This is a genomic window from Psychrobacter sp. KCTC 72983 (assembly GCF_014280455.1).
Classification (GTDB): domain Bacteria; phylum Pseudomonadota; class Gammaproteobacteria; order Pseudomonadales; family Moraxellaceae; genus Psychrobacter; species Psychrobacter pacificensis.
The window spans coordinates 926591-953138 of record NZ_CP060390.1 but is presented as its reverse complement, the minus strand read 5'-3'; the positions used below and the strand labels follow the sequence as shown (position 1 = coordinate 953138).

The 26548-nt window shown below is 43.0% G+C and carries 18 protein-coding genes, 1 tRNA gene and 1 other RNA gene; 13 read left to right on the top strand and 7 right to left on the bottom strand.

All coding sequences use genetic code 11. The features are described 5' to 3' along the window. Positions 1-34 precede the first annotated feature (34 nt). The 8 genes from rnpB (at position 35) to recO (ending at position 7367) form a co-directional block, all read left to right on the top strand. Positions 35-400: RNase P RNA component class A (gene rnpB, locus PSBA01_RS04065), an RNA gene on the top strand. Between the two features lie 121 nt (positions 401-521). Further along, positions 522-598: transfer RNA gene (locus PSBA01_RS04060), tRNA-Met, on the top strand. A 405-nt stretch (positions 599-1003) separates the two neighbouring features. Further along, entirely contained in the window at positions 1004-2803 is a 1800-nt protein-coding gene (gene lepA / locus PSBA01_RS04055) for a translation elongation factor 4 (protein ID WP_186475120.1), read from the top strand. Between the two features lie 105 nt (positions 2804-2908). After that, on the top strand, positions 2909-3811 hold the full coding sequence (gene lepB, locus PSBA01_RS04050; protein ID WP_093067736.1) for a signal peptidase I: 903 nt from the start codon (positions 2909-2911) through the stop codon (positions 3809-3811). Positions 3812-3954: 143 nt separating this feature from the next. Continuing rightward, a complete protein-coding gene (locus PSBA01_RS04045; protein WP_223334848.1) occupies positions 3955-4347 on the top strand; it encodes a DUF4845 domain-containing protein in 393 nt (130 codons plus the stop codon). A gap of 103 nt (positions 4348-4450) precedes the next feature. Next, positions 4451-5248 carry a ribonuclease III gene (rnc, locus tag PSBA01_RS04040; protein WP_186475119.1) on the top strand — a complete coding sequence of 266 codons (798 nt, stop codon included), beginning with the start codon at positions 4451-4453 and terminating at the stop codon, positions 5246-5248. Between the two features lie 314 nt (positions 5249-5562). Further along, the gene (era, locus tag PSBA01_RS04035; protein ID WP_058024505.1) at positions 5563-6528 is read left to right on the top strand and encodes a GTPase Era; all 966 of its coding nucleotides are present in this window, start codon (positions 5563-5565) and stop codon (positions 6526-6528) included. A gap of 62 nt (positions 6529-6590) precedes the next feature. Then, a complete protein-coding gene (gene recO, locus PSBA01_RS04030) occupies positions 6591-7367 on the top strand; it encodes a DNA repair protein RecO (protein ID WP_186475118.1) in 777 nt (258 codons plus the stop codon). Between the two features lie 205 nt (positions 7368-7572). On the opposite strand, the gene PSBA01_RS04025 is transcribed toward recO, so the two are convergent. After that, on the bottom strand, positions 7573-8301 hold the full coding sequence (locus tag PSBA01_RS04025) for a GspH/FimT family pseudopilin (RefSeq protein ID WP_223334853.1): 729 nt from the start codon (positions 8299-8301) through the stop codon (positions 7573-7575). Between the two features lie 863 nt (positions 8302-9164). On the opposite strand from PSBA01_RS04025, the gene PSBA01_RS04020 reads away from it, so the two are divergent. From PSBA01_RS04020 to mscL, 3 genes are all read left to right on the top strand, one after another. Next, positions 9165-10349 carry an OmpA family protein gene (locus PSBA01_RS04020; RefSeq protein ID WP_186475117.1) on the top strand — a complete coding sequence of 395 codons (1185 nt, stop codon included), beginning with the start codon at positions 9165-9167 and terminating at the stop codon, positions 10347-10349. A gap of 348 nt (positions 10350-10697) precedes the next feature. Then, positions 10698-12548 carry a translational GTPase TypA gene (gene typA / locus PSBA01_RS04015; RefSeq protein ID WP_186475116.1) on the top strand — a complete coding sequence of 617 codons (1851 nt, stop codon included), beginning with the start codon at positions 10698-10700 and terminating at the stop codon, positions 12546-12548. A 272-nt stretch (positions 12549-12820) separates the two neighbouring features. Then, complete coding sequence (gene mscL, locus PSBA01_RS04010) at positions 12821-13264, top strand: large conductance mechanosensitive channel protein MscL (protein ID WP_058025799.1); 444 nt, start codon at positions 12821-12823, stop codon at positions 13262-13264. Positions 13265-13377: 113 nt separating this feature from the next. Here mscL and PSBA01_RS04005 read toward each other — a convergent pair whose 3' ends face one another. The 6 genes from PSBA01_RS04005 to cysM all read right to left on the bottom strand — a co-directional run bounded on the left by PSBA01_RS04005 (position 13378) and on the right by cysM (position 21453). Next, complete coding sequence (locus tag PSBA01_RS04005) at positions 13378-13818, bottom strand: hypothetical protein (RefSeq protein ID WP_186475115.1); 441 nt, start codon at positions 13816-13818, stop codon at positions 13378-13380. 283 nt (positions 13819-14101) lie between these two features. Continuing rightward, positions 14102-15037: a bifunctional DNA-formamidopyrimidine glycosylase/DNA-(apurinic or apyrimidinic site) lyase gene (mutM, locus tag PSBA01_RS04000; RefSeq protein WP_186475114.1), complete on the bottom strand. Its 936-nt coding sequence runs from the start codon at positions 15035-15037 to the stop codon at positions 14102-14104. 55 nt (positions 15038-15092) lie between these two features. Further along, a complete protein-coding gene (locus PSBA01_RS03995) occupies positions 15093-17630 on the bottom strand; it encodes a RelA/SpoT family protein (protein ID WP_186475113.1) in 2538 nt (845 codons plus the stop codon). A 380-nt stretch (positions 17631-18010) separates the two neighbouring features. Then, on the bottom strand, positions 18011-19582 hold the full coding sequence (gene rlmD / locus PSBA01_RS03990; protein WP_186475112.1) for a 23S rRNA (uracil(1939)-C(5))-methyltransferase RlmD: 1572 nt from the start codon (positions 19580-19582) through the stop codon (positions 18011-18013). Between the two features lie 62 nt (positions 19583-19644). Continuing rightward, positions 19645-20469, bottom strand: a complete 825-nt coding sequence (locus PSBA01_RS03985) for a 3'-5' exonuclease (protein WP_093067765.1) — start codon at positions 20467-20469, stop codon at positions 19645-19647. Positions 20470-20496: 27 nt separating this feature from the next. Continuing rightward, positions 20497-21453, bottom strand: coding sequence for a cysteine synthase CysM (gene cysM / locus PSBA01_RS03980; protein WP_186475426.1), 957 nt, complete (start codon positions 21451-21453; stop codon positions 20497-20499). Between the two features lie 573 nt (positions 21454-22026). Between cysM and PSBA01_RS03975 the strand changes: the two genes are divergently transcribed. Both PSBA01_RS03975 and PSBA01_RS03970 read left to right on the top strand, forming a co-directional pair. Then, complete coding sequence (locus tag PSBA01_RS03975) at positions 22027-25497, top strand: ATP-binding protein (protein ID WP_186475111.1); 3471 nt, start codon at positions 22027-22029, stop codon at positions 25495-25497. Between the two features lie 209 nt (positions 25498-25706). Next, positions 25707-26519, top strand: a complete 813-nt coding sequence (locus PSBA01_RS03970) for a crotonase/enoyl-CoA hydratase family protein (protein ID WP_186475110.1) — start codon at positions 25707-25709, stop codon at positions 26517-26519. The last annotated feature ends 29 nt before the right edge of the window (positions 26520-26548 follow it).

The window sequence follows — 26548 nt, the reverse complement described above, 5'->3', positions numbered from 1 at the left end:
CCATACAGGCGTTAGTTTTGCTATACTAGCGCGCTTGGTAGACTAGGCGATCGCCGCTGCACACTGGCAACAGATGAGCAGGGGAGGAAAGTCCGGGCTACATAGGGCAGCGTGCCAGCTAACGGCTGGGCAGAGTAATCTGACGACCAGTGCAGCAGAGAGTAGACCGCCTTTGGTATCCTAGATATCATCGGTAAGGGTGAAAGGGTGCGGTAAGAGCGCACCGCGTGGATGGCAACATCTCACGGCATGGTAAACTCCACGCGTAGCAAGACCAAATAGGCATCGGCATGGCGCGGCCCGCGTTCGATGCGGGTAGGTTGCTTGAGCGTATTAGCGATGATACGCCTAGAGGAATGATCGTCCACGACAGAACCCGGCTTATCGGTTTACCAAACCTTTTTTATCGTTTGTTGTAGTAATCGTTGCAATTAATCTGAATGACATTCGTTTTTTTGCAAAAAATGCCCATTAGGGGTTGACGGCGGTCAGCAGCTTGGGCATAATGTGCAGCCTAAAACGGCGATGTAGCTCAGCTGGTTAGAGCGCACGACTCATAATCGTGAGGTCGAGAGTTCAAGTCTCTCCATCGCCACCATATATAGCAGTATTAAAAAAGCCAATCTCTCTGGGATTGGCTTTTTTTTGCCTGAAATAATCTTTCATTTACAAGGTTTGTATGTGCTATTGCTTAGTCAAATACTCCTTGTTAGATGTCTGTCAGTCTCGCTTACTTGATAAATACTTTCTCTGCTACTAAAATCGCCTTACTTTGCAGTAGAAAACTGCTAGAATACTCTTTGGTATGTGCGTACAAGAGCGCAGCAGAGTTACCGTACTAAGTACTGGGCTTTAGGCGAGGTTATCCATTCTAAGGATTACGCTCGACACAACAGCTGACCTGTAGCATACGTTTTAACGAAGCATACCTATCTTATCAAGTGTACTTTACCATATTTATCTCTTATCTTTATTCTATCACCTTTAATTTAGTAGGCGCTTTGTGACTGCATTAGCCAATATTCGTAACTTTTCAATCATTGCCCACATTGATCATGGTAAGTCGACCCTTGCCGATCGTTTTATTCAGATGTGCGGTGCCTTGCAAGATCGCGAGATGCAGGCGCAGGTGCTCGACTCGATGGATATTGAGCGTGAGCGCGGTATCACTATCAAAGCACAATCGGTAACATTATTTTATGACCATCCAAATGGTGAGCGCTATCAGCTTAACTTTATTGATACGCCCGGCCACGTTGATTTCTCGTATGAGGTGTCACGCTCATTGGCCGCTTGCGAAGGCGCGCTATTGGTGGTCGATGCCGCGCAAGGCGTAGAAGCACAGTCGGTTGCCAACTGTTATACAGCAGTGGACCAAGGTTTAGAGGTGATGGCAGTCCTTAATAAGATTGATTTGCCGCAGGTCGAACCTGAGCGTGTTATTCAAGAGATTGAAGATATTATCGGAATAGAAGCCATTGATGCCCCTCGTGTTTCAGCGAAATCTGGTCTGGGTGTCGATAAATTGTTGGAAGCGTTGGTTGAATTCATTCCAGCACCGACTGGCGACCGTGAAGCACCCTTACAAGCACTTATCATTGATTCATGGTTTGATAGCTATCTGGGTGTGGTCTCACTGGTTCGCGTACGTGAAGGGACGGTAAAAAAAGGCGATAAGATCTATATCAAATCAACGGGCGATGCTCATCCAGTAAGCTCTATCGGTGTATTTACGCCCAAACCTGTCGATACGGGTATCTTAGAAGCGGGTGAAGTAGGCTTTGTTATCGCTGGTATCAAAGATATTGCAGGCGCGCCAGTTGGCGATACGATTACACATGCCAGTACGCCTGATGTTGAACGTATCCCAGGTTTTAAACAGATCACGCCACAAGTATATGCAGGGATGTTCCCAGTCGATTCGAGTGATTTTGAAAAATTCCGTGAAGCGCTGCAGAAATTGCAAATCAACGATGCGTCATTATTTTTTGAGCCTGATACTTCAGACGCGTTAGGCTTTGGCTTTCGTTGTGGCTTCTTAGGCATGCTACACATGGAGATTATCCAAGAGCGCTTAGAGCGTGAGTATGACTTGGATTTGATCACCACTGCGCCTTCAGTTATCTATGAGATTGAAAAGAAAGGCGGCGAAGTCATCTATGTTGATAATCCATCAAGACTGCCTGAGCCCAACAATATCGAAGAGTTCCGTGAGCCAATTGCCCGCTGTCAGATTTTAGTACCGCAAGATTACTTGGGTAACGTCATGACGCTATGTATCGAGCGCCGCGGTGTGCAGGTTGATATGCGCTTTATGGGTAAGCAGGTTCAGGTTATCTTTGATATTCCGATGGGTGAAGTGGTCATGGATTTCTTTGACCGTTTAAAATCAGTCTCGCGTGGTTTTGCATCACTGGACTATAATTTTGATCGTTATCAAGTGGACAAATTGGTTAAAGTCGACGTGCTAATCAACGGTGAAAAGGTGGATGCCTTGGCAATGATTGTACACCAAGACCAAGCGCGTTTCCGTGGTAATCAATTGGTGAGCAAGATGAAAGAGCTGATACCACGTCAAATGTTCGACGTGGCGATTCAAGCCGCAATTGGTAGTCAGATCATTGGTCGTAGTACGGTAAAAGCCATGCGTAAAGATGTCTTGGCCAAATGCTATGGTGGTGACGTATCGCGTAAGAAAAAGCTGTTGGCTAAGCAAAAAGCAGGTAAAAAACGTATGAAACAAGTGGGTAGTGTGGAGATTCCACAAGAAGCCTTCTTGGCTGTCTTGCAAGTTGATAGTTAATAGACAGTGCTATCTCAGATAGTTTTTGTACATAGCAGTAGTTGAATATCGTCAGTTTTTTGATCAAAGCAACTAGACAAACAGCACGTTAATAGGCAATTTGGTATGGATTTTGATTTCAATTTAATTTTAGTGCCGTTGACCATAGGCTTAGGAATTGTCTGGTTGCTAGATAAGCTGGCACTCAAGCAGCGCAAAACTCGCGGTCGAGGTCAAGAGAGCCTGTTAGTGCGATGGGCCTATGATTTTTTTCCTGTGTTGGCCGTCGTATTGATCGTACGCTCGTTTTTGATTGAGCCTTTTAATATTCCATCTTCTTCCATGGTGCCAACGTTATATACGGGTGATTTTATTGCGGTCAACAAGTATGCGTATGGCGTTCGTCTACCGCTAACGTATAATAAAGTTTTGGATACTGGCGAGCCTGAGCATGGCGATGTAGTGGTATTCCGTTATCCTGAAAACCCAAGCATCTACTATATCAAGCGCTTGATTGGGTTGCCTGGCGATACCGTCAGCTACAATCAAGGCACAATCTCTATTAATGATGTACCAGTGGAGACGACGCCTGTCGATTTTTCGGCCAATGCAGAATTGACGTCACAGCTTTATTTGCCAGGACAAGTTGGTCCAGGTCAGGTGCTCACAGAAGAGAGTGCTGCTGCGATGGGTCAGGAAGAAGAGGACGCCGCACAATATTTCCAAGAGACACAGGGTAAAAACACACACCTTGTTCGCTACTTAAATGGTATGAACAGCTCACAGTATGCTCCCTTCCTACAACAACAATCACCAGAAGTTGTGAGTTCAGAGGGGACAGAGTGGCGCATTAAAGTACCAGAAGGTCATTATTTTGTGATGGGTGACAACCGTGATCGCAGTGCAGACGGCAGGTTCTGGGGATTTGTTCCTGATGAAAATTTAGCGGGTAAAGCGGTCTATATTTGGATGCATAAACCACCAGGATTAAACTTACCAACTTTCGAGCGTAATGGTACCATTGATTAATACCATGAGTACTCTATTGATTGAGTTCTCGATAATAGTTTTATGCTAATATCGTTACTATTCAATAAATAGCGTTTTACTATCTAAGTCATAGGTATAGAACGCTATTAAAAATAGTCATCTATCTGTAGAGGGATATCATAATGCAGCAGTTATCTGGTCTTGCCACGCAGCGCGGTGCTAGTGTAACAAACATCGTTCTCATTATTATGATGTTGGGGATCGCGGTTAAACTCCTAGTGGCCATTGTGCCTGCTCAAATTGGTGACTATCAGTTGACTAAGCTCTTGAGTGCAGAGCTTAAAGTAGCCAATGACAATAACGAGACAGCCAAGCAATTCGTTGAGCGTGTTAATAAACAGCTATCCATCAATGCTGACTATGACACCAAGGCAGAAGATGTATTCACTTTTACCAACAAAAAAACGGGCCAATTGGCCATTCATAAAGAATATGCAGTAACCAATACGTTCTTTAGCAATGTCGATATTGTGAATCGTTTCGAAGGAGACATCGATATGGCTACAGCAGAATAAATAGTTATAAGATAGGACAGCGCTTTAGTGTCCTCAACAAAATCCAATATAGACTCTTATTAAACTGAATCTGTAAAACAGAAGGGATAACCACAAGCCACGCATGAAACCAACTTCGCAACATTCCCAAACGGTTCTTACTCCTAAAAAAAATAGCACGTCTGTCGACACGCTTGTTGTTAGCTCAGAATTTACTCAGCGCTTAGCAGTCTTAACGCGCAAGTTAGGCTATGTATTTAATGATTTGAGCCTGCCAAAGCTTGCCTTGACGCACCGCTCATTTGATAGCAAAAAAAATTATGAGCGTCTAGAGTTTTTAGGTGATGCGCTTTTGGGCATGATTGTGGGTGAGGCTTTATACCATCGTTATCCCAATCAAAACGAAGGGCGTCTAACCCGTATGCGTGCAACTTTGGTCCGCCAAGAATCATTGGTTATTATCGCGCAAAATCTAGAGCTGTCTAACCATCTGATATTAGGCGTGGGTGAGCGTAAGGGTGGCGGCCGTAATCGTGCTTCTATATTGGCGGATGCGGTAGAGTCTTTGATTGGAGCCATCTATTTAGACAGTCAAGATATGGATATCACTCGTCATTGCGTACTCTCTTGGTATGGAGACTTGATTGACAACGTTAATGACCAAAAAGCACTAAAAGATGCGAAGAGCCGTTTGCAAGAGTGGTTACAGTCTAAGCAATTTGATTTGCCAAGCTACGAGCTTATGGAAACACGTGGCAACGCTCCCCATCAAATATTTGTGGTGCGCTGTCACGTGAATATTCAAAACTGCCCTGATATTACTGAATCTGGTGAAAGTCGCCGCATCGCTGAGCAAAAAGCAGCAGAACTTATGATTAATCAGTTGCATAAACTTCCAGGATCCGCTAAAAAACGCTCTTAGCGAATATTCGCAGGTGATTACAGGCATACTTCTGAGTCAACAATGCCGCTTTTGCGTGATGAGACCTGAAGCGGCATAGACCTAATTTACCTTGTATACTACTTATTTCAAATATTACCAGCTGATATCCAATAGTAACTACACCGACAAACTATTAAGTCATATTTGGCTGGATATAAACCCTATAGGATCAACTTATGAGCAATCACCCTGATGTGCCATCGAATAATGAAGATAGTACTCAAAATATGATTGAAAATACAGATGTCGATACGAATGCAGATAGCGTAGAAGATATCACAATCGACAATGATATGGCGATTGAAGAATTTTTTGCGCCAAATACGAATGCTCGTATGGCTGACGACTTCAGAGCTGGTTATGTTGCCATTGTTGGACGTCCAAATGTGGGTAAATCAACGTTGATGAACCACTTATTGGGTCAAAAGCTGTCTATTACCTCACGTAAGCCGCAAACGACGCGCCACCGTATTCATGGCATTTTGTCCAATCACGAGATGCAGGCGGTGTTTGTCGATACGCCAGGTATCCATCGCAATGAAGTACGTGCGATTAATGAGCGTATGAATAAAGCGGCAGTATCCGCTTTGGTTGATGTTGACTTGGTTTTATTTGTTGTTGACTCAGATCAGTGGCGTGATGATGATTTACTGACGTTGCAAAAGCTTGGTGAGACCGATTTAACGATCGTACTGGTCATTAATAAATCAGATACTTTAAAAGATAAAGGCAGCGTATTGCCGCTTATTGAAACCTTTAATGAAAGTTTTGACTTTGCTGATATCGTGCCAGTATCGGCGCTCAAGAACCAAAACTTAGATCGTTTGCAAGAAGTGATTGCCTCACATTTACCAGTTGCTGCACCTATTTATGATACAGAGCAAATCACCGACCGTTCAGAGCGATTCTTAGCGAGCGAAATCATTCGTGAAAAAATCATGCGTAGTGCTGGTGATGAAGTGCCATACGACTTGACTGTACAGATTGATGCGTTTAAAGATGAGCCTGCGCATACAGATCCAAAGACAGGGCGTCCACGTAAAGCATGTACCTTTATTGATGCAACTATCTATGTTGAGCGCAGTGGTCAAAAAGCCATTGTCATTGGTGATAAAGGTCAGCGCATCAAGCAAGTCGGTATGGATGCTCGTAAAGACATGGAGCAACTGTTTGACAAAAAGATTATGCTAACGCTATGGGTCAAAGTCAAACGTGGCTGGTCTGATGACGAACGTGCATTAACCAGTTTGGGATATTGATAGCAATCACGCATAGTGCGGTAATATTGCTATCTATATGTTAAATGCTGAGGTGATAAACGATGCGTAACGAAGCGTTAATTGGCTATTTATTACATCAGCGTCCTTATCAAGAAAAGCGTGCGTTGTATTATCTTTTTTCTCAGCAGCATGGTGTGATACATGGTGTTGGGAAAAAAGGTGCACCGTTATTTATGCCGTTACAGCTATTTGCCACTGGCAAACGCGACCTAAAGACATTCACTCAAATCCAGATTACTTCGCAAACCACTCTCCAAACAAGTAACGAGCAAAAAGAGAGTGCCCCTGCCGCACTATCTGCTGTACCTTATAGTAATATCAATGGACAGCACCAATATGCGGCGTTGTACCTTAATGAGATACTGTGGCGATTGTTACCGACCGAAGATCCAATGCCAGTATTATGGCAACATTATCAGGACAGTTTACAGCAGCTGAAGCAACCTTTAGATAACACTGAGCTTCGTTTATGTTTGCGCCAATTTGAGCAGCACCTATTCAATGAGTTAGGTTTCACCTTAACGCTAACGCATGATAACATCGAACATACTATCGAACCTAATTGTGTATATCGCTTTTTACCTGATGTGGGGTTACTACCAATCATGCAGAATGCTATAGAGTCCGAGCATTTAGAGAGTAGTACCGGACAGACTATATTTAAGGGTATCGATATTATCGAGATGGCCTACCTAGGTATCACTAAAGCAACGCTGAATAATTGGTCAAAGCTACATCGGCATCTGATAGATCATCTACTTGATTATCAACCATTACAAAGTCGGCTGCTATGGCAACAGCAACAACGTTATCAATAAAGAGATTATCATTTTTAAATCTATTGAGTTTAGGCCATGGCTTAACTTGTGGGAATATCGATACTGTTGCCTAGGTCGATGGTGTTGATGAGTTAAATATAGAACACGCTATGATTTAGGATTATAGCAAGCTGTTGTTATGGTAAAAAATGCGATGTATTAAAATGCTTAAAGGTAATGTACTTGCTACTTTGTCCGCATTCAATTACCCATCACAATCGGTAGGGTGGTCTTGATTAAGCTTCTGACTGACTCGACCGTTTTGATTGAAAGAAATTTGGTACATTGCATCATTATAGGTAGATGTGGGGCAGTACTTGATATGGCCAAAATGCCCCCGAGGTTTGCCACTATCACCCCAAAATTTGATGTAATGGCGACCCGCTCCGACTCTGAGTTTCAGTGTACTATATTTTAAATTAAAATATTGATTGAGTACTAGAGTATCAGCATTTGTATCGAAGTTTTTGTTACCGTTTTTGTCTACGAATAATATAAGCATGTTGTCACTATTGCGGTCGCATTGTATACCGTCATTCGATAAACAAACCAATACATCTTGTCTAGTGATATAGCTTTCAGCTTTTGCCAAAGCGAGAGCGTTCTCTAATTGGGTTTTGACGCGTTTGGCTTCCATACGCGTTAATTGCGTCAATATGCTTGGCGTTGCAATCGCTACTATGATAGCAAGCACCGTTACAGTAACAATCAGCTCAACAAGAGTGAAGCCATTCCTACCTTTAGCGCTTAAAGCTTGCAAATGCATTGCAGAGCGTTTATTACATATAGTTAACTGGTGTAGTGGAGCGTACAACTGATTTATTCGAAATATTAGCCTATCATGACTAAGCATTCCCTTCATCAAAGTAGATACAGGTAAAACCACTATCAGTAATCTGCGATAATTTGATGATGTTTTATAAAGCGATTTCATAGGTTGCTACATCCTATGGCTTCAGACTTTCCAAATAAAATAATCGCGCTTATCTGCAACATCTAGCTAATCCATTATGTAGAAAAAATACTTGATAAAGACTAGGGCGTGTTGAACATTCGACCATGGCACTGACAGCGACTATTTTTTAGGCGATTCGATGTTAAAAATAATAAGCTTAGTCATTCTAAGCGCTTATTTTTAACGATGAAGCGGCAAAAAATAGTCCTGTCCCCTGCTTTTATCGTTGGGGCTGATGCTAAAATTACCCCATACTGCGTTACAAATCTCGCTAAGGCATCTGCATTATCGTCGCTTTGTGCCTTGTCTGGAACCATTTTAGCGATCAGCAGTGCCTATTTGCAAATGTTCAACACGCCCTAGTATTTTGGTTTGTTGGCAGTATACAAAATTATTACTTTTTTATAAGTTACTTCGAATATCAAATAAAGTCGACTATTTTAATATAAACAGAATATATGTCTATTGTCAAAAAATGTTTCAATTAGTGAATAATGTGCATTAGGAATAGAGAAAAATTATTAATTGTAATAAAATATGTTCAAACGATAGGTGCTAGTTGATTTAGCATCTATCGTGAACTGACATACAAAAGATAAAAAGCGTAAGGTGTGTTAGTTCTAAGTAACTTAGAATGGCTATTGTGTTTTAGTTACAACATTATCGTGTAATAATGTGTAGCTCGTTAACGAAAAAAGTTGTAAACTGAATGGATAATCGCTAAGCTACGTTTTAATTGGTTTTGCTTTGTACCTAAAATGCGTAAAAGATGTCTAATTTAGAGCGTCTTGAAAATCGGTTTTGCTTAATGCATCACTAAAATTATCCTTTGGAGGAAGTCCATGAAACTGAATAAAATTGCTTTAGCACTGTTCGCTGTAACAGCTGCACCTCTAGCAGCTAATGCTGGTGTTACTATTAGCCCACTATTATTAGGTTATCACTACAGCGAAGGCGCTGATGATGATCAAGCTGAATTACTAGGCGACTATAGTGGTAGTGGTGATAGCTACTATAAAGAAGACGGTCTATATACTGGTGCCGCTTTAGGTATCGAACTTACTCCTTCTACTCAGTTCCAAGTAGAGTATGGTGTATCAGATACTGATGCTATCCGCCAAGACGGTTCTGATAACTTCGATGCAGAGCAAGAAATGATCTCTGGTAACTTCTTAGTTGGTACCGAAGAGTTCACTGGTTATACTGATAGCGCTCTTAAGCCATATGTGTTAGTTGGTGCTGGCCAATCTAAACTTGAGATTAAAGACTCTTCAGGTGACAAAGTTTCAGGCACTAAAGATACTATCGGTAACCTAGGTCTAGGTGCTATGTATCGTATCAACGATGCACTAAGCCTACGTGGTGAAGCTCGTGCGATTCATAACTTTGATAACAACTGGTGGGAAGGCATGGCCTTGGCCGGTCTAGAAGTTGTACTTGGTGGCCATCTAGCACCTACAGTAGCAGTGCCGCCAATGGAAGAGCCAATGGTTGACAACACTCCAGTAGTTGTTGTTGAAGCTGACCTTGATTCTGACGGTGATGGCGTACCTGATAGCATGGATGCATGCCCAGGCACTCCAATGAATGTGGTGGTTGATGAGCGTGGTTGCCCAGTACCAGTAGATATTACTGATGAGCTAAAAATGGAACTACGTGTATTCTTTGATAACGATAAATCAGCTATCAAAAACCAATACAAGCCAGAAATCGCTAAAGTAGCAGAAAAAATGCGTGAGTATCCAAACTCTACAGCTCGTGTAGAAGGTCATGCATCTAAAACTGGTCCTTCAGCACGTTATAACCAACGTCTATCTGAAGCTCGTGCCGTTGCTGTTAAATCTATGCTAACTAACGAATTCGGTATTGCTCCAAACCGTCTATCAACTGTTGGTTATGGTTATGACCAACCAATCGCATCAAACGATACTGAAGAAGGTCGTGCTATGAACCGTCGTGTTTATGCCATCATCACTGGTGACAAAACTATGACTGTTGAACAAACTAAAGATATGGTTGTTCAGTAAGTATTAGATAAATAATCGTATAGTTAGATATATGGTTACAAAAAAAGCCACCCAATCGGGTGGCTTTTTTTATTTATGTATTGAGAAAAGTAAGTTATTTCATAAATTTATGAATCAATAATGTTATACTAGCCACCCAAACATTCTGTAAATTGACAGAATGTACATTAGCATAGCTATCTGTACGATGAATTTATCGGCATAGATATTTGATTATATTGAGATTTTCTGAGTGATAGCATTTATTGTGTATCATCTAAAATTCAATATTTATCTTATTGATGATAAAAGTTTATCCAGCGGCGCTTATTGCTACTGCATTTTTTTAAGACGACACGAGCATTTTATATGGCGAACGATATCAAACACCTGCGTAACATTGCAATTATTGCCCACGTTGACCACGGTAAAACAACTTTGGTTGATAAATTATTACATCAATCTGGTACTTTTGGCGATCGTGCAAATATTGCTGAACGTGCAATGGATTCAGGTGATATTGAGCAAGAACGTGGTATTACTATTTTGGCTAAAAATACAGCCATTCGTTGGACAGATCAGACTTCAGGAACTGAATACCGTATTAATATCGTTGATACCCCAGGTCACGCCGATTTCGGTGGTGAAGTTGAGCGTGTGATGTCAATGGTTGATTGCGTACTTTTGGTTGTTGATGCTGTCGATGGTCCGATGCCTCAGACTCGTTTTGTAACGCAAAAAGCATTTGAACAAGGTCTAAAGCCGATTGTTGTTATCAATAAAATTGACCGTCCTGGCTCACGCCCTGATTGGGTAATGGATCAAATTTTTGATTTGTTCGATAATCTAGGTGCAACTGATGAGCAGCTTGATTTTCCAGTGGTTTATGCATCAGCGTTAAATGGTATTGCAGGTTTGGAAGCAGATGATTTAGCTGATGACATGACGCCACTATTTAAAACTATTGTTGATGTTGTACAGGCGCCGCAAGTTGATGCAGACGCACCATTCCGTATGCAGATCTCAAGCCTTGATTACAATAGCTTCGTCGGTGTGATTGGTATTGGTCGTATCCAGCGTGGTAAGGTTAAAACCAATACACCAGTTACTGTCATTGATAAGCATGGTAAGACACGTAACGGCCGTATCTTAAAAATTATGGGCTACCATGGCCTTGATCGTATTGATGTTGAAGATGCACAAGCTGGTGATATCGTTTGTATCACGGGTATCGATGCGCTTAATATCTCAGATACGATTTGTGATCCTAATAAAGTTGAAGCATTACCAGCATTGACTGTGGATGAGCCAACCGTTTCGATGAACTTCCAAGTGAATAACTCACCATTTGCAGGCCGTGATGGTAAGTTTGTCACGTCGCGTAATATCCGTGAGCGTCTAGAGCGTGAACTGATTCATAACGTTGCTCTGCGCGTGGAAGATACTGAATCTCCAGATAAATTTAAAGTCTCTGGTCGTGGTGAGCTTCATCTATCTGTACTTATCGAGAACATGCGCCGTGAAGGCTTTGAGATGGGTGTTTCAGGCCCTGAGGTTATCGTAAAAGAAGTTGATGGTGAGCTACAAGAGCCGTATGAAAACGTTGTCTTCGATATCGAAGAAGAGCATCAGGGTTCTATTATGGAGCAGGTTGGTCTACGCAAAGGCGAGATGACCAATATGGAGCTTGATGGTAAAGGTCGTATGCGTATTGAAGCGACAGTACCAGCTCGTGGTTTGATCGGTTTTCGTTCTGAGTTTTTAACATTGACTTCAGGTAGTGGTATCATGACGTCAAGCTTCTCGCATTATGGTCCACAAAAGATCGGTGATGTGGGTGGTCGTTCGAACGGCGTATTGGTTTCTATGGCAAACGGTACTTGCCTAGGATTTGCACTGTTTAACCTACAAAAACGTGGTAAGTTATTTGCAGAGCCACAGCTTGAAGTTTATGAAGGTATGATCGTCGGTCTAAACTCGCGTAACGATGATATGACAGTGAACCCAACAACCGGTAAGCAGTTAACCAACGTACGTGCTAGTGGTACAGATGAAGCGTTGACGTTGACGCCAGCAGTTAAGTTTACGCTTGAGCAAGCGCTTGAGTTCATTCAAGATGATGAGCTGGTTGAAGTAACACCAAAAGCGATTCGTCTACGTAAACGTTATTTGACTGAAAGTGAGCGTAAGCGTCACAGCCGTAGTAAGAAAAATGCATAATATCGACAGTATAAACTACTCAATCTTTTAGAGCGTTGATTTTCAACACCAAAATTTAATGTCTTTTAGACATCGGAGTAGTTAAAGAATTAGCAGTATAGGGTGAGCTATAGTGGTTCACTTTATACTGCTTTTTTTTGTTGTAATTTTGAAAAAATAAATACAAAATGAACATTAGTTTTGATGTGTTCAATGATTAACGTTAGAGTGAAGTATGATACTGTTTATATAAAATATCTATACACCTATAGATAATTTTTGAGGAGAATACAATGAGTATGGTTTCAGAATTTAAAGAATTTGCTCTAAAAGGCAATGTGATGGACTTGGCAGTTGGTGTTATCATTGGTGGGGCTTTTGCTACCATCACTAAATCATTGGTAGATGATATCATTATGCCAATTGTCGCTTTCATTGTAGGGGGCGAGATTAACTTTAAAAATATGCTTTTGGTATTGGGTGATGTGCCTAATGGGGTTGCTATGACCTATGATGCACTCAAAGAAGCTGGCGTTCCTGTATTAGCATATGGTAGCTTCATCACTGTACTCATTAATTTTCTAATTTTAGCTTTTATTATTTTTATGATGGTTAGAGTAGTAAATAAAATGCGTCGTACGGAAGCTGTAGAGGAAGCTGTAGTAGAGCCATCAGAAGAAGTACAGTTACTGCGTGAAATCAGTGCTAAATTAAGTAATACTCATATTGTAAAATAATAACGTACGGTTTAGTGGTAACAAAAAAGGCTAACTTTACGTTAGCCTTTTCTATTGTCTATTCACAAAGTCATATTTTTTGATTTATGCTAAAAACGATCAAACACAGTAGCTTATGGCGTGACAACCACGTAATCGTTAGTATTAATCAAAATCTCTGATGGTTGGTCAACGACAATACGCACAGTATTATTGTCAATAACTTGTGATTTATAATAGTTGTCTTCAGCAACTGTACAGCCTAAACATCTTCCCATAGTATCCCAAGGCTCAACAAATAATTTTTGCTGCGCTTGATCGGCATTTCCACCGATAAGAGAGAAGGGTAGGCTCACGATATAGGCAGCGGTACCAGCCACAGCATTGACCAGTTGTAATGGTTTACCAACAATCGTATCTACTACCATCGTCTCATACGAAGGGCCAAAGTCAGTTTCGTCTATTTCTATGGCTGCAAAAGTAGGTTGCATACTAGCAGCCATTAACGCTAAGGAAGTAAAGACAGGAAACAACTTTTGCTTAACTGCGCGTTTGTTTGTGGCTTTAACCGTCATAACGATATCCTAAAATTTACAATTAGTATGATTAATGGCTGCTGCTGTCTCCATATAGGAATATCGCGGCAACGACAGGTAGGGTAAGTATTACAGAAGAATAAATAGTGCGCACTATTTTTGTAAGCGCTAGCACTATTAAAGCAAGATGTACGCCAATAAGCAACAAGAATACATGGGATATTCTTATGTGAGTAAAAAAATATATCAAACTAGATTGTATTTATTTTGAAATAGTAGCAGATTTGTCTTTAGTTAAGGTAAGAAATCATATGACCACTAATTAAGCTGAAGCTAACGGCTGACAATTTGGACAATAAACGCTGGCTCTACCATTGAGCTTAACATTTTCTAGAATGGTATCGCACTTTAGGCAATGCTCTCCTTGTCTACCATAAACATTTAAAGTCTGCTGAAAATAACCCGTTTGACCACTCGCGACTGTAAAATCTCGTAGCGTTGAGCCACCAAGTTCAATGGCTTTTTTTAGAATGTCTTTAATATGATCAACCAAAACAACAAGTTGGTCAAATGAAAGTTGGTTCGCTGGGGTAGCGGGATGTATGCCTGATAGGTAGAGGCTTTCCGTCGCATAGATATTACCGACACCTACCACGACTTTTTGTTCCATAATGACAGATTTGATAGCTCGTGCGATGGACTGTGTTCGTTTGGTCGATGGTTTTTTGTTAGAGCCTGTATTGTTATGATCTTTATCGGATAAGTTATTACGTTGAATAACGTTATAAAGATATTCTGCGGTAAAATCTTCTGAGAGTGGCTCAGGGCCCAAGTGGTCCAGTAATTTGCTACCGTAATCTTCATACCATAATACTGAGCCAAATCGTCTTGGATCGTAATAATGTAGCTGAGACTTTGCATTTTCAGAATCCCTAAATACTACTATTAAATGATCATGTTTACGTTTGTCAGTGCCATAACTGTGCTGCTGTAAACTACCTGACATGCCTAAATGAATCAAAAGCTTAAGTGGTGCTACCATGGCATCATTATCATTAAGCACTGTGGGCAAAAATTTAAGAATAAGATATTTTGCTCGGCGTTCAACGCTATCTAACGTGTAGTCAACCAGACTACTTAAGTCATCTGGCATCGCCCAACGTAGCTTGGGTTCAAAGACCTTTATGTCAATCACCTGTTGTCCTAATAATGGTGCAAGGCTAGTCTTGGTGGTTTCTACTTCTGGCAATTCGGGCATGATGTTTTATGACAACTCTATTTTTGAGTGAATAATTGGTAGCTTAGCATGTCAACTAAGCCACAGCGCGACGAGCATGTAAGACACCGTGCTGTTGCTCTAGTTTCGCCAGTAACTTAGATAGATGCGCTAGCCCTGAAACTTCGATATGAAATTTCAAAAAGGCGATATTGTCATCGTTACTAAGCGTTTCAACTTTGCGGATATTGACGTTCTCTTTATCAATAATCTGTGTCAAATCACGCAACAGGCCGCGTCTGTCATACGCCTCTACGTGGATATCAACTGGCTGATAGCGACCAGATTGTACTTGCCAAGCTGCCTCTATTTTGCGCTCAGGATCACGCTCGACCAAACGCAGATACTCAGGGCAACCGCGGTTATGAACGCTGACACCTCGCGATAAGGTAATGTATCCGGCAATTGGCTCACCATGTACAGGATGGCAGCAGCCTGCTAAATTGATTTCAATATTATCCAGACCGTCGATACGGATTTTGTAGGCATCGAGCTTGCTCGCATCTCTAGTATCGACGTGCGGTGCAAAGTTCTCTGGTGGTATCTCGGGTTCTAAATGCAGCTGCCGAGAAATATGGCTGGTTAGCTGATTGAGACCGATATCACCTGTGACGAGCCCCACGATAATATCATCGGTCGTATTGACGTGGAAATGCTGGATATAGTCATTTAAGTCAATGCTATTGGGATGCACAGATAGGCGCTCAAGCTCTTTGCTAAGCATCTGACGACCTATTTCAATATTCTTATCACGGTCTTGTTTGTTGAACCATTGACGCAGTTTTGAGCGTGCGCGATTGGTATGAATATAGCCCAGTGAGGCGACTAGCCAATCACGATTGGGCTCACGCGATGCCTTAGTGATGATCTCAACTTGTTCCCCTGTTTTTAGCTGATAAGTCAATGGCACATAGCGCTGATTAACTCGGGCTGCCTGTGCACGGTTACCAACTTGGGTATGCACATAATAGGCAAAATCGAGAACGGTTGCACCTTTTGGTAGCTCGGTGATGTCGCCGTCACGGCTGAAAATATAGATACGCTCGAGCTCATCAAAATCAACGAGTTGTTCTTCTTCGTCAAGCTCCATGTCATCTAGCTCTTCGCCTGTCATGACAGATGAGCGCGGCTGGTTACGGGTCTCGTTGTTAATAGACAGTAGCTGACGTAGCGAGCTGATTCTTTGATTTAAGTAATTGTCTTTTTTATTCTTCAGGCCTTCTTTGTAATTGACATGTGCGCACATGCCAAGCTCCGCCTCAAAATGCATCTCCTGAGTACGAATCTGCACTTCAAGCGATTTGTTTTCGGCAATGACGGCGGTATGTAGTGAGCGGTAGCCGTTTGACTTTGGGTTGGTAATATAATCGTCAAATTGCTCAGGAATATAACGCCACAAACCATGTACCAAGCCTAAGACGTGATAACAGTCTGAAGGATTATTGACCAATACTCGCAATGCTCGGATGTCATACAGCTGGTCAAAGGATAAACCTTTGAGTTTCATTTTGCGGTAAATAGAATAGATATGCTTGACGCGTCCGGATACTTCGCCCTCAATGCCAGCATTCGCTAATGCCTCATTGAGCTTCTCTTCTACACGCTGAATATAAGACTCGCGTTCGCTTCGCTTTTCGGACAGTAGCTTGGCAATCTCTTTGTACCTATCGGGCGCAAGGTAGCGAAACGCCAGATCCTCAAGCTCCCACTTGAGCTGTGCAATACCTAAGCGATGGGCCAATGGCGCATAAATAGTCATGACCTCGCGCGCGACACGAGTTTGACGCTCTGGCCTAGAAAACGTCAACTCACGCATGGCAAAGGTACGCTCTGCCAACTTAATGAGTACCACACGCACGTCGTTGGTGACAGAAATGAGCATGCTATAAATATTTGATAGCTGGTCACGCTGATTATTGACGAAATGATCTTCTAAGCGTTTATTGCTCTCAATAATCTCTGAGAGTTTCCCCATTGCTAAAGTGTCTTTAACAAGGGCTAGGATATCCGCACCAAAATTTTTCTCAACTTCAGCAAGACTAATGATGGATTTGCGGGCACTGCGATATAGCATGGCAGCAACAAGCGCGTCTTCATCTTGATAGAGATAGGTCAATATGTCTGTCATGCCAATACCAGTGACGTAAGCACCTGAGCGCTCAGATTCGCTAGTATTCATGTGACTGCGGATAAACTCACAAGCAGCACTCAGATGAGGTACAGACTCTTGTCCGATACGCTTCGCCACATTGTCGAGCCAAGTGGGTACATCGATATTGGCTTGATCTAAATCAATGGATTCGAGCTCTTCATCTGAGAGCGTATAGGTGTTGTCCAGATACTCGTTTTCAAGCGCGGGGTCGAGGCCATCATAAGTATGTGCCGCTGATCGATCAAAAGTAGTATGTAGCTTGTGAGTTGACAGCTGGTATTTGATATCGAGAGGAATCTGGGCGTAGCTGTTGGCAGATTGGTGAGAGCGTTGGCTCGCTACCAATTGCGCCGCCAGTGTGGCACTGTCGGCCTGCGTGGTTTGTCCATCCACCAACGGCAACCCCTCACGAATTTTTACCATAGCCGACTCCTCTTAGCTATTTTGAATTGATTATAACCTCATCTACTATGCACACACTCCGAATGAACGATTCATAAAGTGCCAGCTATAAACCAATACAACTGCTAAAAATCTGATTTTTAACAGCCATAAAATGCGCGTAAAATATATAAAGCTACGAGTACAAGTGCTGCTTATACGGCGATATACAGTATAAGAAGATTGTTTACTATTATCTCACTTTGAAAGGACAAATCAAGCGAGGCTCTGTAATGACTTTGGTTAATTATGTGAAATAGCCGTGAGTTATAGGCAAAATATTATCCAAGCTTGGATTCAGTGTTGCGGTCATAATACGGCTACTTAAGAGGCTATTACGAATCATAAGATACGTATAAAAATCAGCTGTCTACTTTTTCAAAACGAGCGATAGACTCGACGTGTCCAGTATGGCAGAACATATCCATGACACCCGCATGCGTCAAGCGATACCCTTGCTCTAGTAATGCTTTGGTATCGCGGGCGAGGGTTGCTGGATTACAAGAAACGTAGACGATACGCTCAGCGTTGAATTTTGGCAAATACTGCATAATCTCCCAAGCACCAGAGCGCGGGGGGTCGATGAGTAAGGCGTCAAAACCCTGATTGGCCCAAGGTTTGTCAGTGCAATCTTTTGTCAAATCTTGACTATAAAATTCAGTATTGCTGATACCGTTACGACGAGCATTGTCAGCCGCACGCTTGGTCATGGCCTCACTACCTTCGACACCCACCACAGAACCTGTTTCACCAACGAGACGTGCTAGCGGCAGGCTAAAATTACCCAAACCACTAAACAGATCCAGTACTCGCTCACCTGCTTTTAAATCTAATAAGTCGCAAGCCAGCTTGGTCATTTGGCGATTGACAGATAAATTGACTTGGGTAAAGTCAGTAGGAATAAATTCAAAGGTCAAATCATATTCTGGCAGTTGATAATATAGGCGACCAAACTGCTCGCTTAGATCATCTGCCTCTGTCAAAGCGATACGTTCAATACTATCAGCACCTTTTGACTGTAGATATAGCTGCCAATTGCGCGCTGCAAAGAATGCTTTTAATTTGTCTATATCAGCCTCTGACAGCGGCTCTAAGTGACGCACGATTAGTGCAACAGGTTGATTGCCGTCAGGCAATTCTGGCAATTGCTCACCCATCGCAAGCTCAAGCTGAGCAATCTTGTCACGGCTCTCTAGCGTGCTGATGAGCGTCTTTAAGTTCTCAATCTCAAAACCGATGCGTGGGTCTAAGATATGGCATTCATTGAGCTCTGCCAAAAAGTTACTTGAGCGCTCACGAAAGCCGACCAGCGCGGTTTCTTTTTTGACGACATAGCGCACGCCTAGACGAGCCTTGGTGCGATAGCCAAGACGATCACCTACGACAGGTGCTAGCCAGTTATCAGGTTCTACATTGGCTTGATGCATGAGCATCTCAGCAAGTACGGACTGCTTAAAATTTATCTGCCCATCGGGCTGCCAGTGTTGTAAGTTGCAGCCACCGCAAACACCAAAATGTGGGCAAGGCGGCACAGCACGCTCAGGATTTGGATTGGCAGTGATGCTGATTGCATCGCCTTCCTCAAAACTGGCACGGCTATTGGTGATTTTTACCAGTGCGCTTTCACCCGGTAGGGCAAAGCTTACAAATATTTTTTTGCCATGCTTATCTTCAGCATGGCCATCATCAACCCCAAAACCATTGCCATAGATGGCAACACCGCGACCATCATGTGACAAACCATCAATGTTAAATGGAATCGGCTCTGCATCTTTTAGACGACGGCGCGTTTTTGATGATGGCTTAGATTTTTTCTTGCTGGGTGGAATGGCAATCTTTTGGCTATCATTCGTTTGAGTAACATTGGCTTGAGTAACATTGTTCTGCGATGTTGCATCAGTTGCTGTCGACGTTTTGGAATCGGTGGGTTGCATAAACCTGCCTTAATAATAAATAACTATAAGAGGAGAATAATAAACTGCTAATAATACGGTTTCTATAATTTGGGTGCCGATGACCAGTCAGCAATAAACTCTTGATGTCGTGGACTACCATCGGCTTGGGTATATTGTGCTAGATAGTCGTAGCTCTGCTGTTGCCACGCATCAAAATCTGGTGAGGACAGCTTTCCTGTCAGACGTAGCCAACGAAGATAGATGAGCCAAGTGTTCATCACATCAGACTCACAATAGATGGAGAGTGTCTGCCAATCACCACTACTGACGAGCGCGCCCACCATGCTACCATCAACGTCAGTTTTGCCTGGTAATCCATATAAACTGGCGACGATATCCATGGCCTCGCGGCGACTGGCACCGTACTGACTAAATCTGTCCATCAAATCAAGATGACGTGTATGGAAGCGATTGACGTAGTTATCAAAGCGCATATTTTTGATACGTTCACCTTCTTCAAACAGCCATGGCGCTGATAAATCATATTGCATAGCGCGATATATCAGTACAGGTATGTCAAAACCTGAACCATTCCAACTGATGAGCTGTGGCAAGGTCTCAAGATCACTGAATGCCCGAAAAAACTTGGCAAGAATGTCTTTTTCGCTAAACTTATCCGCGGTCAATGAAAACAACGATAACTTACCATCCTTGATATACAGTGCCGAGATACAGACAATGCGCTGCAATGGCAAGCGCATAAAATCATGTCCTGCCTCCTGCATGCGGATGGCTGTCAGTGCGCTTAAGGTGTCTTCATCATTCAGTGCAGCCAACTGCGGATAAATACGCCGTGCGCCATCGATATCGGCGACCGTCTCGATATCGAAAACTAGTATAGGGTCGGACGGTAGAGCTTGTGACATAAAGAATCCTGCATTTTTATAAGCTTACTATGCTGCGTTATCTGCATCATTATCGATATGACTGTCATCAACATTGTATAAACCTGTCGATAAATAACGGTCTCCACGATCACAGACGATAAAGGCAATGACGGCATCAGGATTATTTTTGGCGACTTGCGTTGCTGCCCATGCCGCTGCACCTGAGGACACTCCAGCAAAAATACCTTCAGTTTTTGCCAGTTTGCGCATGTAGACTTCAGCGATACGCTGATCGACATCCATGATCTCATCGACCAAGTCTGCATCAAAAATACCCGGCATATATGCAGCAGGCCAACGGCGGATGCCAGCAATAGAAGCGTCTTCATCAGGCTGCAAACCAATGATTTTGACGTCTGGATTTTGTTCTTTTAGATAACGTGAGACACCAGTGATGGTGCCAGTGGTACCCATTGAGCTAATAAAGTGGGTGATCTTACCGTCAGTTTGCGCCCACAACTCAGGCCCTGTGGTGAGATAATGCGCTTGACTGTTGTCAGGATTGTTAAACTGATCCAGTACGATGCCTTTACCATCGGCTTGCATCTGTAATGCCAAATCACGCGCCGCTTCCATGCCTTCATCGACTTCAATCAACGTCGCGCCGTAAGCAATCATGGCATCTTTACGCTCTTGAGTAGAGTTGGTTGGCATCAGTAATGTCATTGGATAACCGCGCATCGCCGCGACCATAGCTAATGCAATGCCAGTATTGCCGCTAGTGGCTTCAATCAATGTATCGCCGGGTTTGATATCACCGCGCTGCTCTGCTTGATAAATCATATTAAAAGCAGGGCGATCCTTTACAGAGCCAGCAGGGTTATTGCCTTCTAATTTGGCTAATAATGTGGCGCCATTTTCGATATGCTCTTGTTCAGGTAGGCGCTGCAATTTAACCAATGGCGTTTGACCGACACAATCGGCAAGCGTGGTGACTTGAGTGATAAAGTTAGCGTTTGACATGGCCGTTGCGGACATAAGAAATCCTTATTTATTTTCTAAAATATTTTTTGGGCGATAGGCTGTGATCGAATCACTATTTTTTATTGTCTGATCATCATTTGAGACAAGCGTTTTGTGTATTGGCTTATAGTGACAGATAAACCAAAACTTAACGGCAGTAGCGTACGCTCTCATTCATCATGAGGGTAAACCATCTAGTGTGGCAAATAAAAAGTTGCGTCATTATATCATTTTGTTGCTAGTTGCGCTTATTGCATAAAAGAATAATACTTGATGAAAGCGCCTTTTACTGGCAATTTTTTTAGGGACAAAAGCAGGTTTTATGGTGCCGCAACCATGCCGTTTAGTAACGTATGTATATTTGTTAGGTTTGCTTAAAGCCATATTGGTCAAAGTTTGTGTTTCATTCACCTTGAATGGGTAAACGCGATTTATAGAATCCTGTTAAGATAATCTTGAACCATAAAAGGCGTATCTTTAAAAAACAAGCTAGCAAGCTTAAGCATTTTTTATGGTAGCGTAGAGACCGTAACAAAATTCACAGACAGCATTTTCGTAGAGAGTAGAGCGAGCATGGCATATAAAAAACGTTTTAATACCAGTAGCGCTTATGGTCAGCTGATCCTATTGGTGTTTTTACCCATCTGCGTGTTGGCGGCGGTAGGGGGGATTTTGGTATTTCACGAAACCATGCGTGCGAGCGATTCAGAGCAAGAGGCACTGGCTGAGGCGGTATTGATTCGTTATACACCAGTCATTGCAGAGCTGATTCCTGATTTGTTGGAGCAAGAACGTCAGCAATCAAAAAGCAGCACAGATGAGGCATCACAGAGTGCGATGACAACGCTCGAAAGCATACAGGATAAACTCGGGCGTATGCAGTCTGAGCAGCATGTACAGCGTATTGCTGTTATCAATGAAGGCAATCAAGTATTGGCGACCGTAGGCTATGGTCTGAACGAGAAATGGCCGCTAATCAGTGACTCAGCAAAGTTTTTATCGCAAAAACCAACGCCTGTAGGCACGGCATATGGCAGCGTGTTGGGTGAGTTTGAGGGGCAGACGTTGTGGCTACTGGTCGATATGGACAACGAGCCACTTTATATCGCCCGTTATCGTATCGCGATGGCGCTGGTGATTACCGGTCTGTTTACCATTCTGATTTTATTACTCAGCTTAAATATTTACTCAAAGCGTTGGATTGCACCTATCTATGAGCTGCGTTTGCAATTACAACGTACCCATGTTGATAACTTATATCAGCCTGTACCAGTAGAGTCAGATGGTGAGCTTAATTTATTACAGCAAGATTTGGTCAAGACATTTCGTCGCCTCCATAGAAGTTTTCAGGAGCTCAAGGATCATGCCGAGCAAACCGAAGACGATCTGCGTTTGGCATTTGATGAGATGGAAATGCAAAACATCTCTATTCGAAATGCGCGTGATGCTGCCATCTCAACCAGCCAAGCCAAATCCGCATTTTTGGCCAACATCAGCCACGAGCTGCGCACGCCGTTGAACAGTATCGATGGCTTTATTAACTTATTAGCGCGTCACGGTGAGCTCAATCCTGAACAGGATTTATACGTACAGACTATCCGCAAATCCTCAGCTCACCTACTTGCTTTGGTCAATGATGTTTTGGATTTTTCTAAGATTGAGGCGGGCAAGTTGGTGCTTGATCGTCATGAGTTTGATTTGTATGACACCATTTATGATGTGGTTGATATGCTCTCTCCTGTCTCTGCCGAGAAAGGGCTGCGCATGGCTGTCTTGTTCTATAACGATGTGCCAATGCGTATCAATGGCGATGCGCTGCGCCTCAAGCAGGTATTGACCAATATCGTGGGGAATGCCATCAAATTCACAGACAGTGGCGATGTGGTCGTACGGGTCAGCTTGGATGATCACCGTGATAACTATCTGATGATTAGTGTGCAAGACAGTGGTAAAGGCATCTCGCTTGCTGACCAAAAAATGCTGTTTCAGAGCTTTAGCCAAGGTGATCCGTCAATCACGCGCCAATATGGTGGTACGGGGCTGGGGCTGGTTATCTCCAAGCAATTAACGCGTCTCATGGGCGGCGATATTGGCTTTCATGACAATGCTCAAGAGAACATCGCCAATCAAGGCGCGACGTTTTGGTTTCGCATGCCAGCCCATGTCGATGTGCTAGAGGCACCAACTGGTCAGACCATTGAGCTGCCAGTATTGGCACCGCTTGCAAGCGAGACAGATGAGTTCAACGTCTTGGTTTGGATCAGTCATACCGCCTCAATACAAGTGCTGAAGGCCAGCTTGCAGTACTTGCCGATTAAGCTCACCCAAGCCAATTCATTACCAGGGGTGCTTGAGTCACTCAAAGAGCATGGCAACTTTTGGGATTGGGTCATCGTCGATGATGACACGCAAGACGATATGATGGCGTTACTCAAGCAAATCCGTCTCCATTATCAAGGCAAACTTGCTGTGTTTGGCTATCAAGTGGCGGCTAACCAAGCGCTGCTTAACCGCTATCAAGCCAATATCTTGTATGAGCCATTGGACAAAAGACAGCTATACGCAATGCTTGATACACAAAATCGCAGTATGCCAAAGAGTTTGCAAGAGCCGCGCTGGAAAGGGATTACCGTGCTGGCAGTTGATGATCATCTGCCAAATCTATTGGTACTTGATGCGCTATTGAGCGAGCTTGGCATACAAGTCATTACAGCGAGTAGCGGCTTTGATGCCATAGAGATTATCAGCAAGCAGCAAACCAAAAATGTCAAATCTGCTAAAAATGATAAGCAAAGTCTATCGAGTAAAACGCAACTCTCAAAAGCGGAAACACGCGATGAGGTCAATAAAAAATCCAGCACCTCCCTGTATGCTGAAGAGAGCGCAAATGACGATAAAACAGCTACTCAAGTTAAAAATCATATTGATTTGATATTTATGGATATCCAAATGCCGCGCATGTCAGGTCATGAAGCAGCCAAGCAAATTCGCAATATTGAGGCTACGGATAGTCGTATTCCTATTATCGCCTTGACAGCCCATGGCCTAGCGGATGAGCGCGACAAGCTGATCGCCAGTGGTATCAACGACTACGTCGGTAAGCCCATCAGTCAACCTCAATTGTTACAAGTGCTACAGAAATGGTTAGGACGCCAAAACACCACGCCGCAAATAACGGCATTACCTGACACGGGCTTACAGACCTCTGAGCCGCAAACTATTGACTCGCAGCGTACGCACTCGCAAAGCATTGACGCCACAAATTCAGATTTCACAGAACTCTCAATACCGCCTACAGAATCAAAAACGGCGACTTATCCGATCGCCAGAGACAATGAAAGCGTTCGTAATAGGAATGAAATCACAGAACCGCCAAAAGTCACTCGACCATTATCACTGAAAAAAATACGCGACGACTATCTACGTGACAGTCAACCTCGTGACGACTATCGACGAGAAGCCACTCGTGAAAATCAGCCACGCTACGAGAGCTTACGCTTACATAAGCAGGGGCAAGACTCATTGCTGCATCTACCGACAGAGCTGGACGATCCTTCTGATGACGTCACAGCAAATATGGACAAAAGAGTCTATGAGCAAGCCGATCTGCATCATCAGCAAAATAGCCTCAATGCCACTGAAATTTTAGATTGGCAAGATGCACTTACCCGCTCAGCGAACAAACCTGATTTGGCAGCGAAGCTGATCATTATGATGATTGACACTATCAATGAGGAGAGGCAAGCATTGACTCAAGCTTGGGAAGCTCGAGATCGTAATCTGCTGGCACAAATTGCCCATCGTATTTTGGGCGGTAGCCGTTATACAGGAGTACCGCAGCTTCGTCAGGCCAGCCAAGACTTAGAAGATAAGTGTTTATTGAATGTCCAACATACCACGCCTGCCCAGTTTGCAATGATTGAGCCATATTATGAGGCACTACTTACCGCACTGAATAATTTACAAAACGTGGATTTATCGGCTTACCCTCAGCTCAACTATCATCGTTTGAGCGAAAATGACATGACGTGGAAAATGATTTAGAGCAGGTAATCGGACCGTTATTATGCGATGTAATAAGTGAATTGCATACGATACCGATCACTAGCAGCCAGATAATGTGCGAATATTAAAAGGCAGACGCTTGATACAGTATCGTAGCAGTCAGTTATTGCTACGGTAGAGTAGGGTTAAGCCTGCTAATATTGTGACCATCATTACTATAGTTATTTTATTCATTAATAAGGATTATTATGAACGTGGTCGCCAGTTACCAGTATGAAACATTACAAGTGCGTGTCTTAGACAATATATTAACGGTCACCTTGAATCGTCCAAACAAAAAAAATGCCATGAGCTTTCAAGTCATAGATGAGCTGATTACCGTGGCAGATCGCATTGGCAAAGACAAAACGATACGCGCGGTTATTTTAAATGGTGCAGAAGGCACATTCTGTGCAGGTATTGATTTAGGGGATTTAAACCATCCAAAAAACCAAGTCTTTGCTATTTGGGAGCTGATTAAGCCTTGGCAAAGCTCATTCCAACGTGTCTGCTTGGTGTGGCGTGATCTACCAGTACCTGTCATCGCTGTACTAGAAGGCTACTGTATTGGCGCTGGACTACAATTGGCATTGGCTTGCGATGTGCGTATTAGCCATCCAGATTGCCAGCTGTCTATTATGGAAGCCAAATGGGGTTTAGTACCGGACATGGGATTGACGCAATCAGCATTTGGGGTGGTACGAGAAGACGTTCTCAAAGAGCTTGCCATGACTGCGCGCATCATTAATGCCAATGACGGCAAAGAATTAGGATTAATCAGTCATTGTAGTGAGACGCCGCTTGAGCAAGCACGACAGCTGGCGGCTGAGTTTGCTGAGCGTTCTCCTGACGCTGTGCTAGCAAGCAAACGCGTAATTAATGCGATGTATGAGCAGCCTGCAACTACCTTATATAAAGAAAAAATCTGGCAAATTAAGATGATGCTTGGACGCAATCGTAAACTTGCGCTTAGAAAAGCAAAGCAAGCCAGCACCGTATTTAGTAAACGTCAGTTTCGCTAACATTCTTTTGGTGCTAGAAGTATACTCTA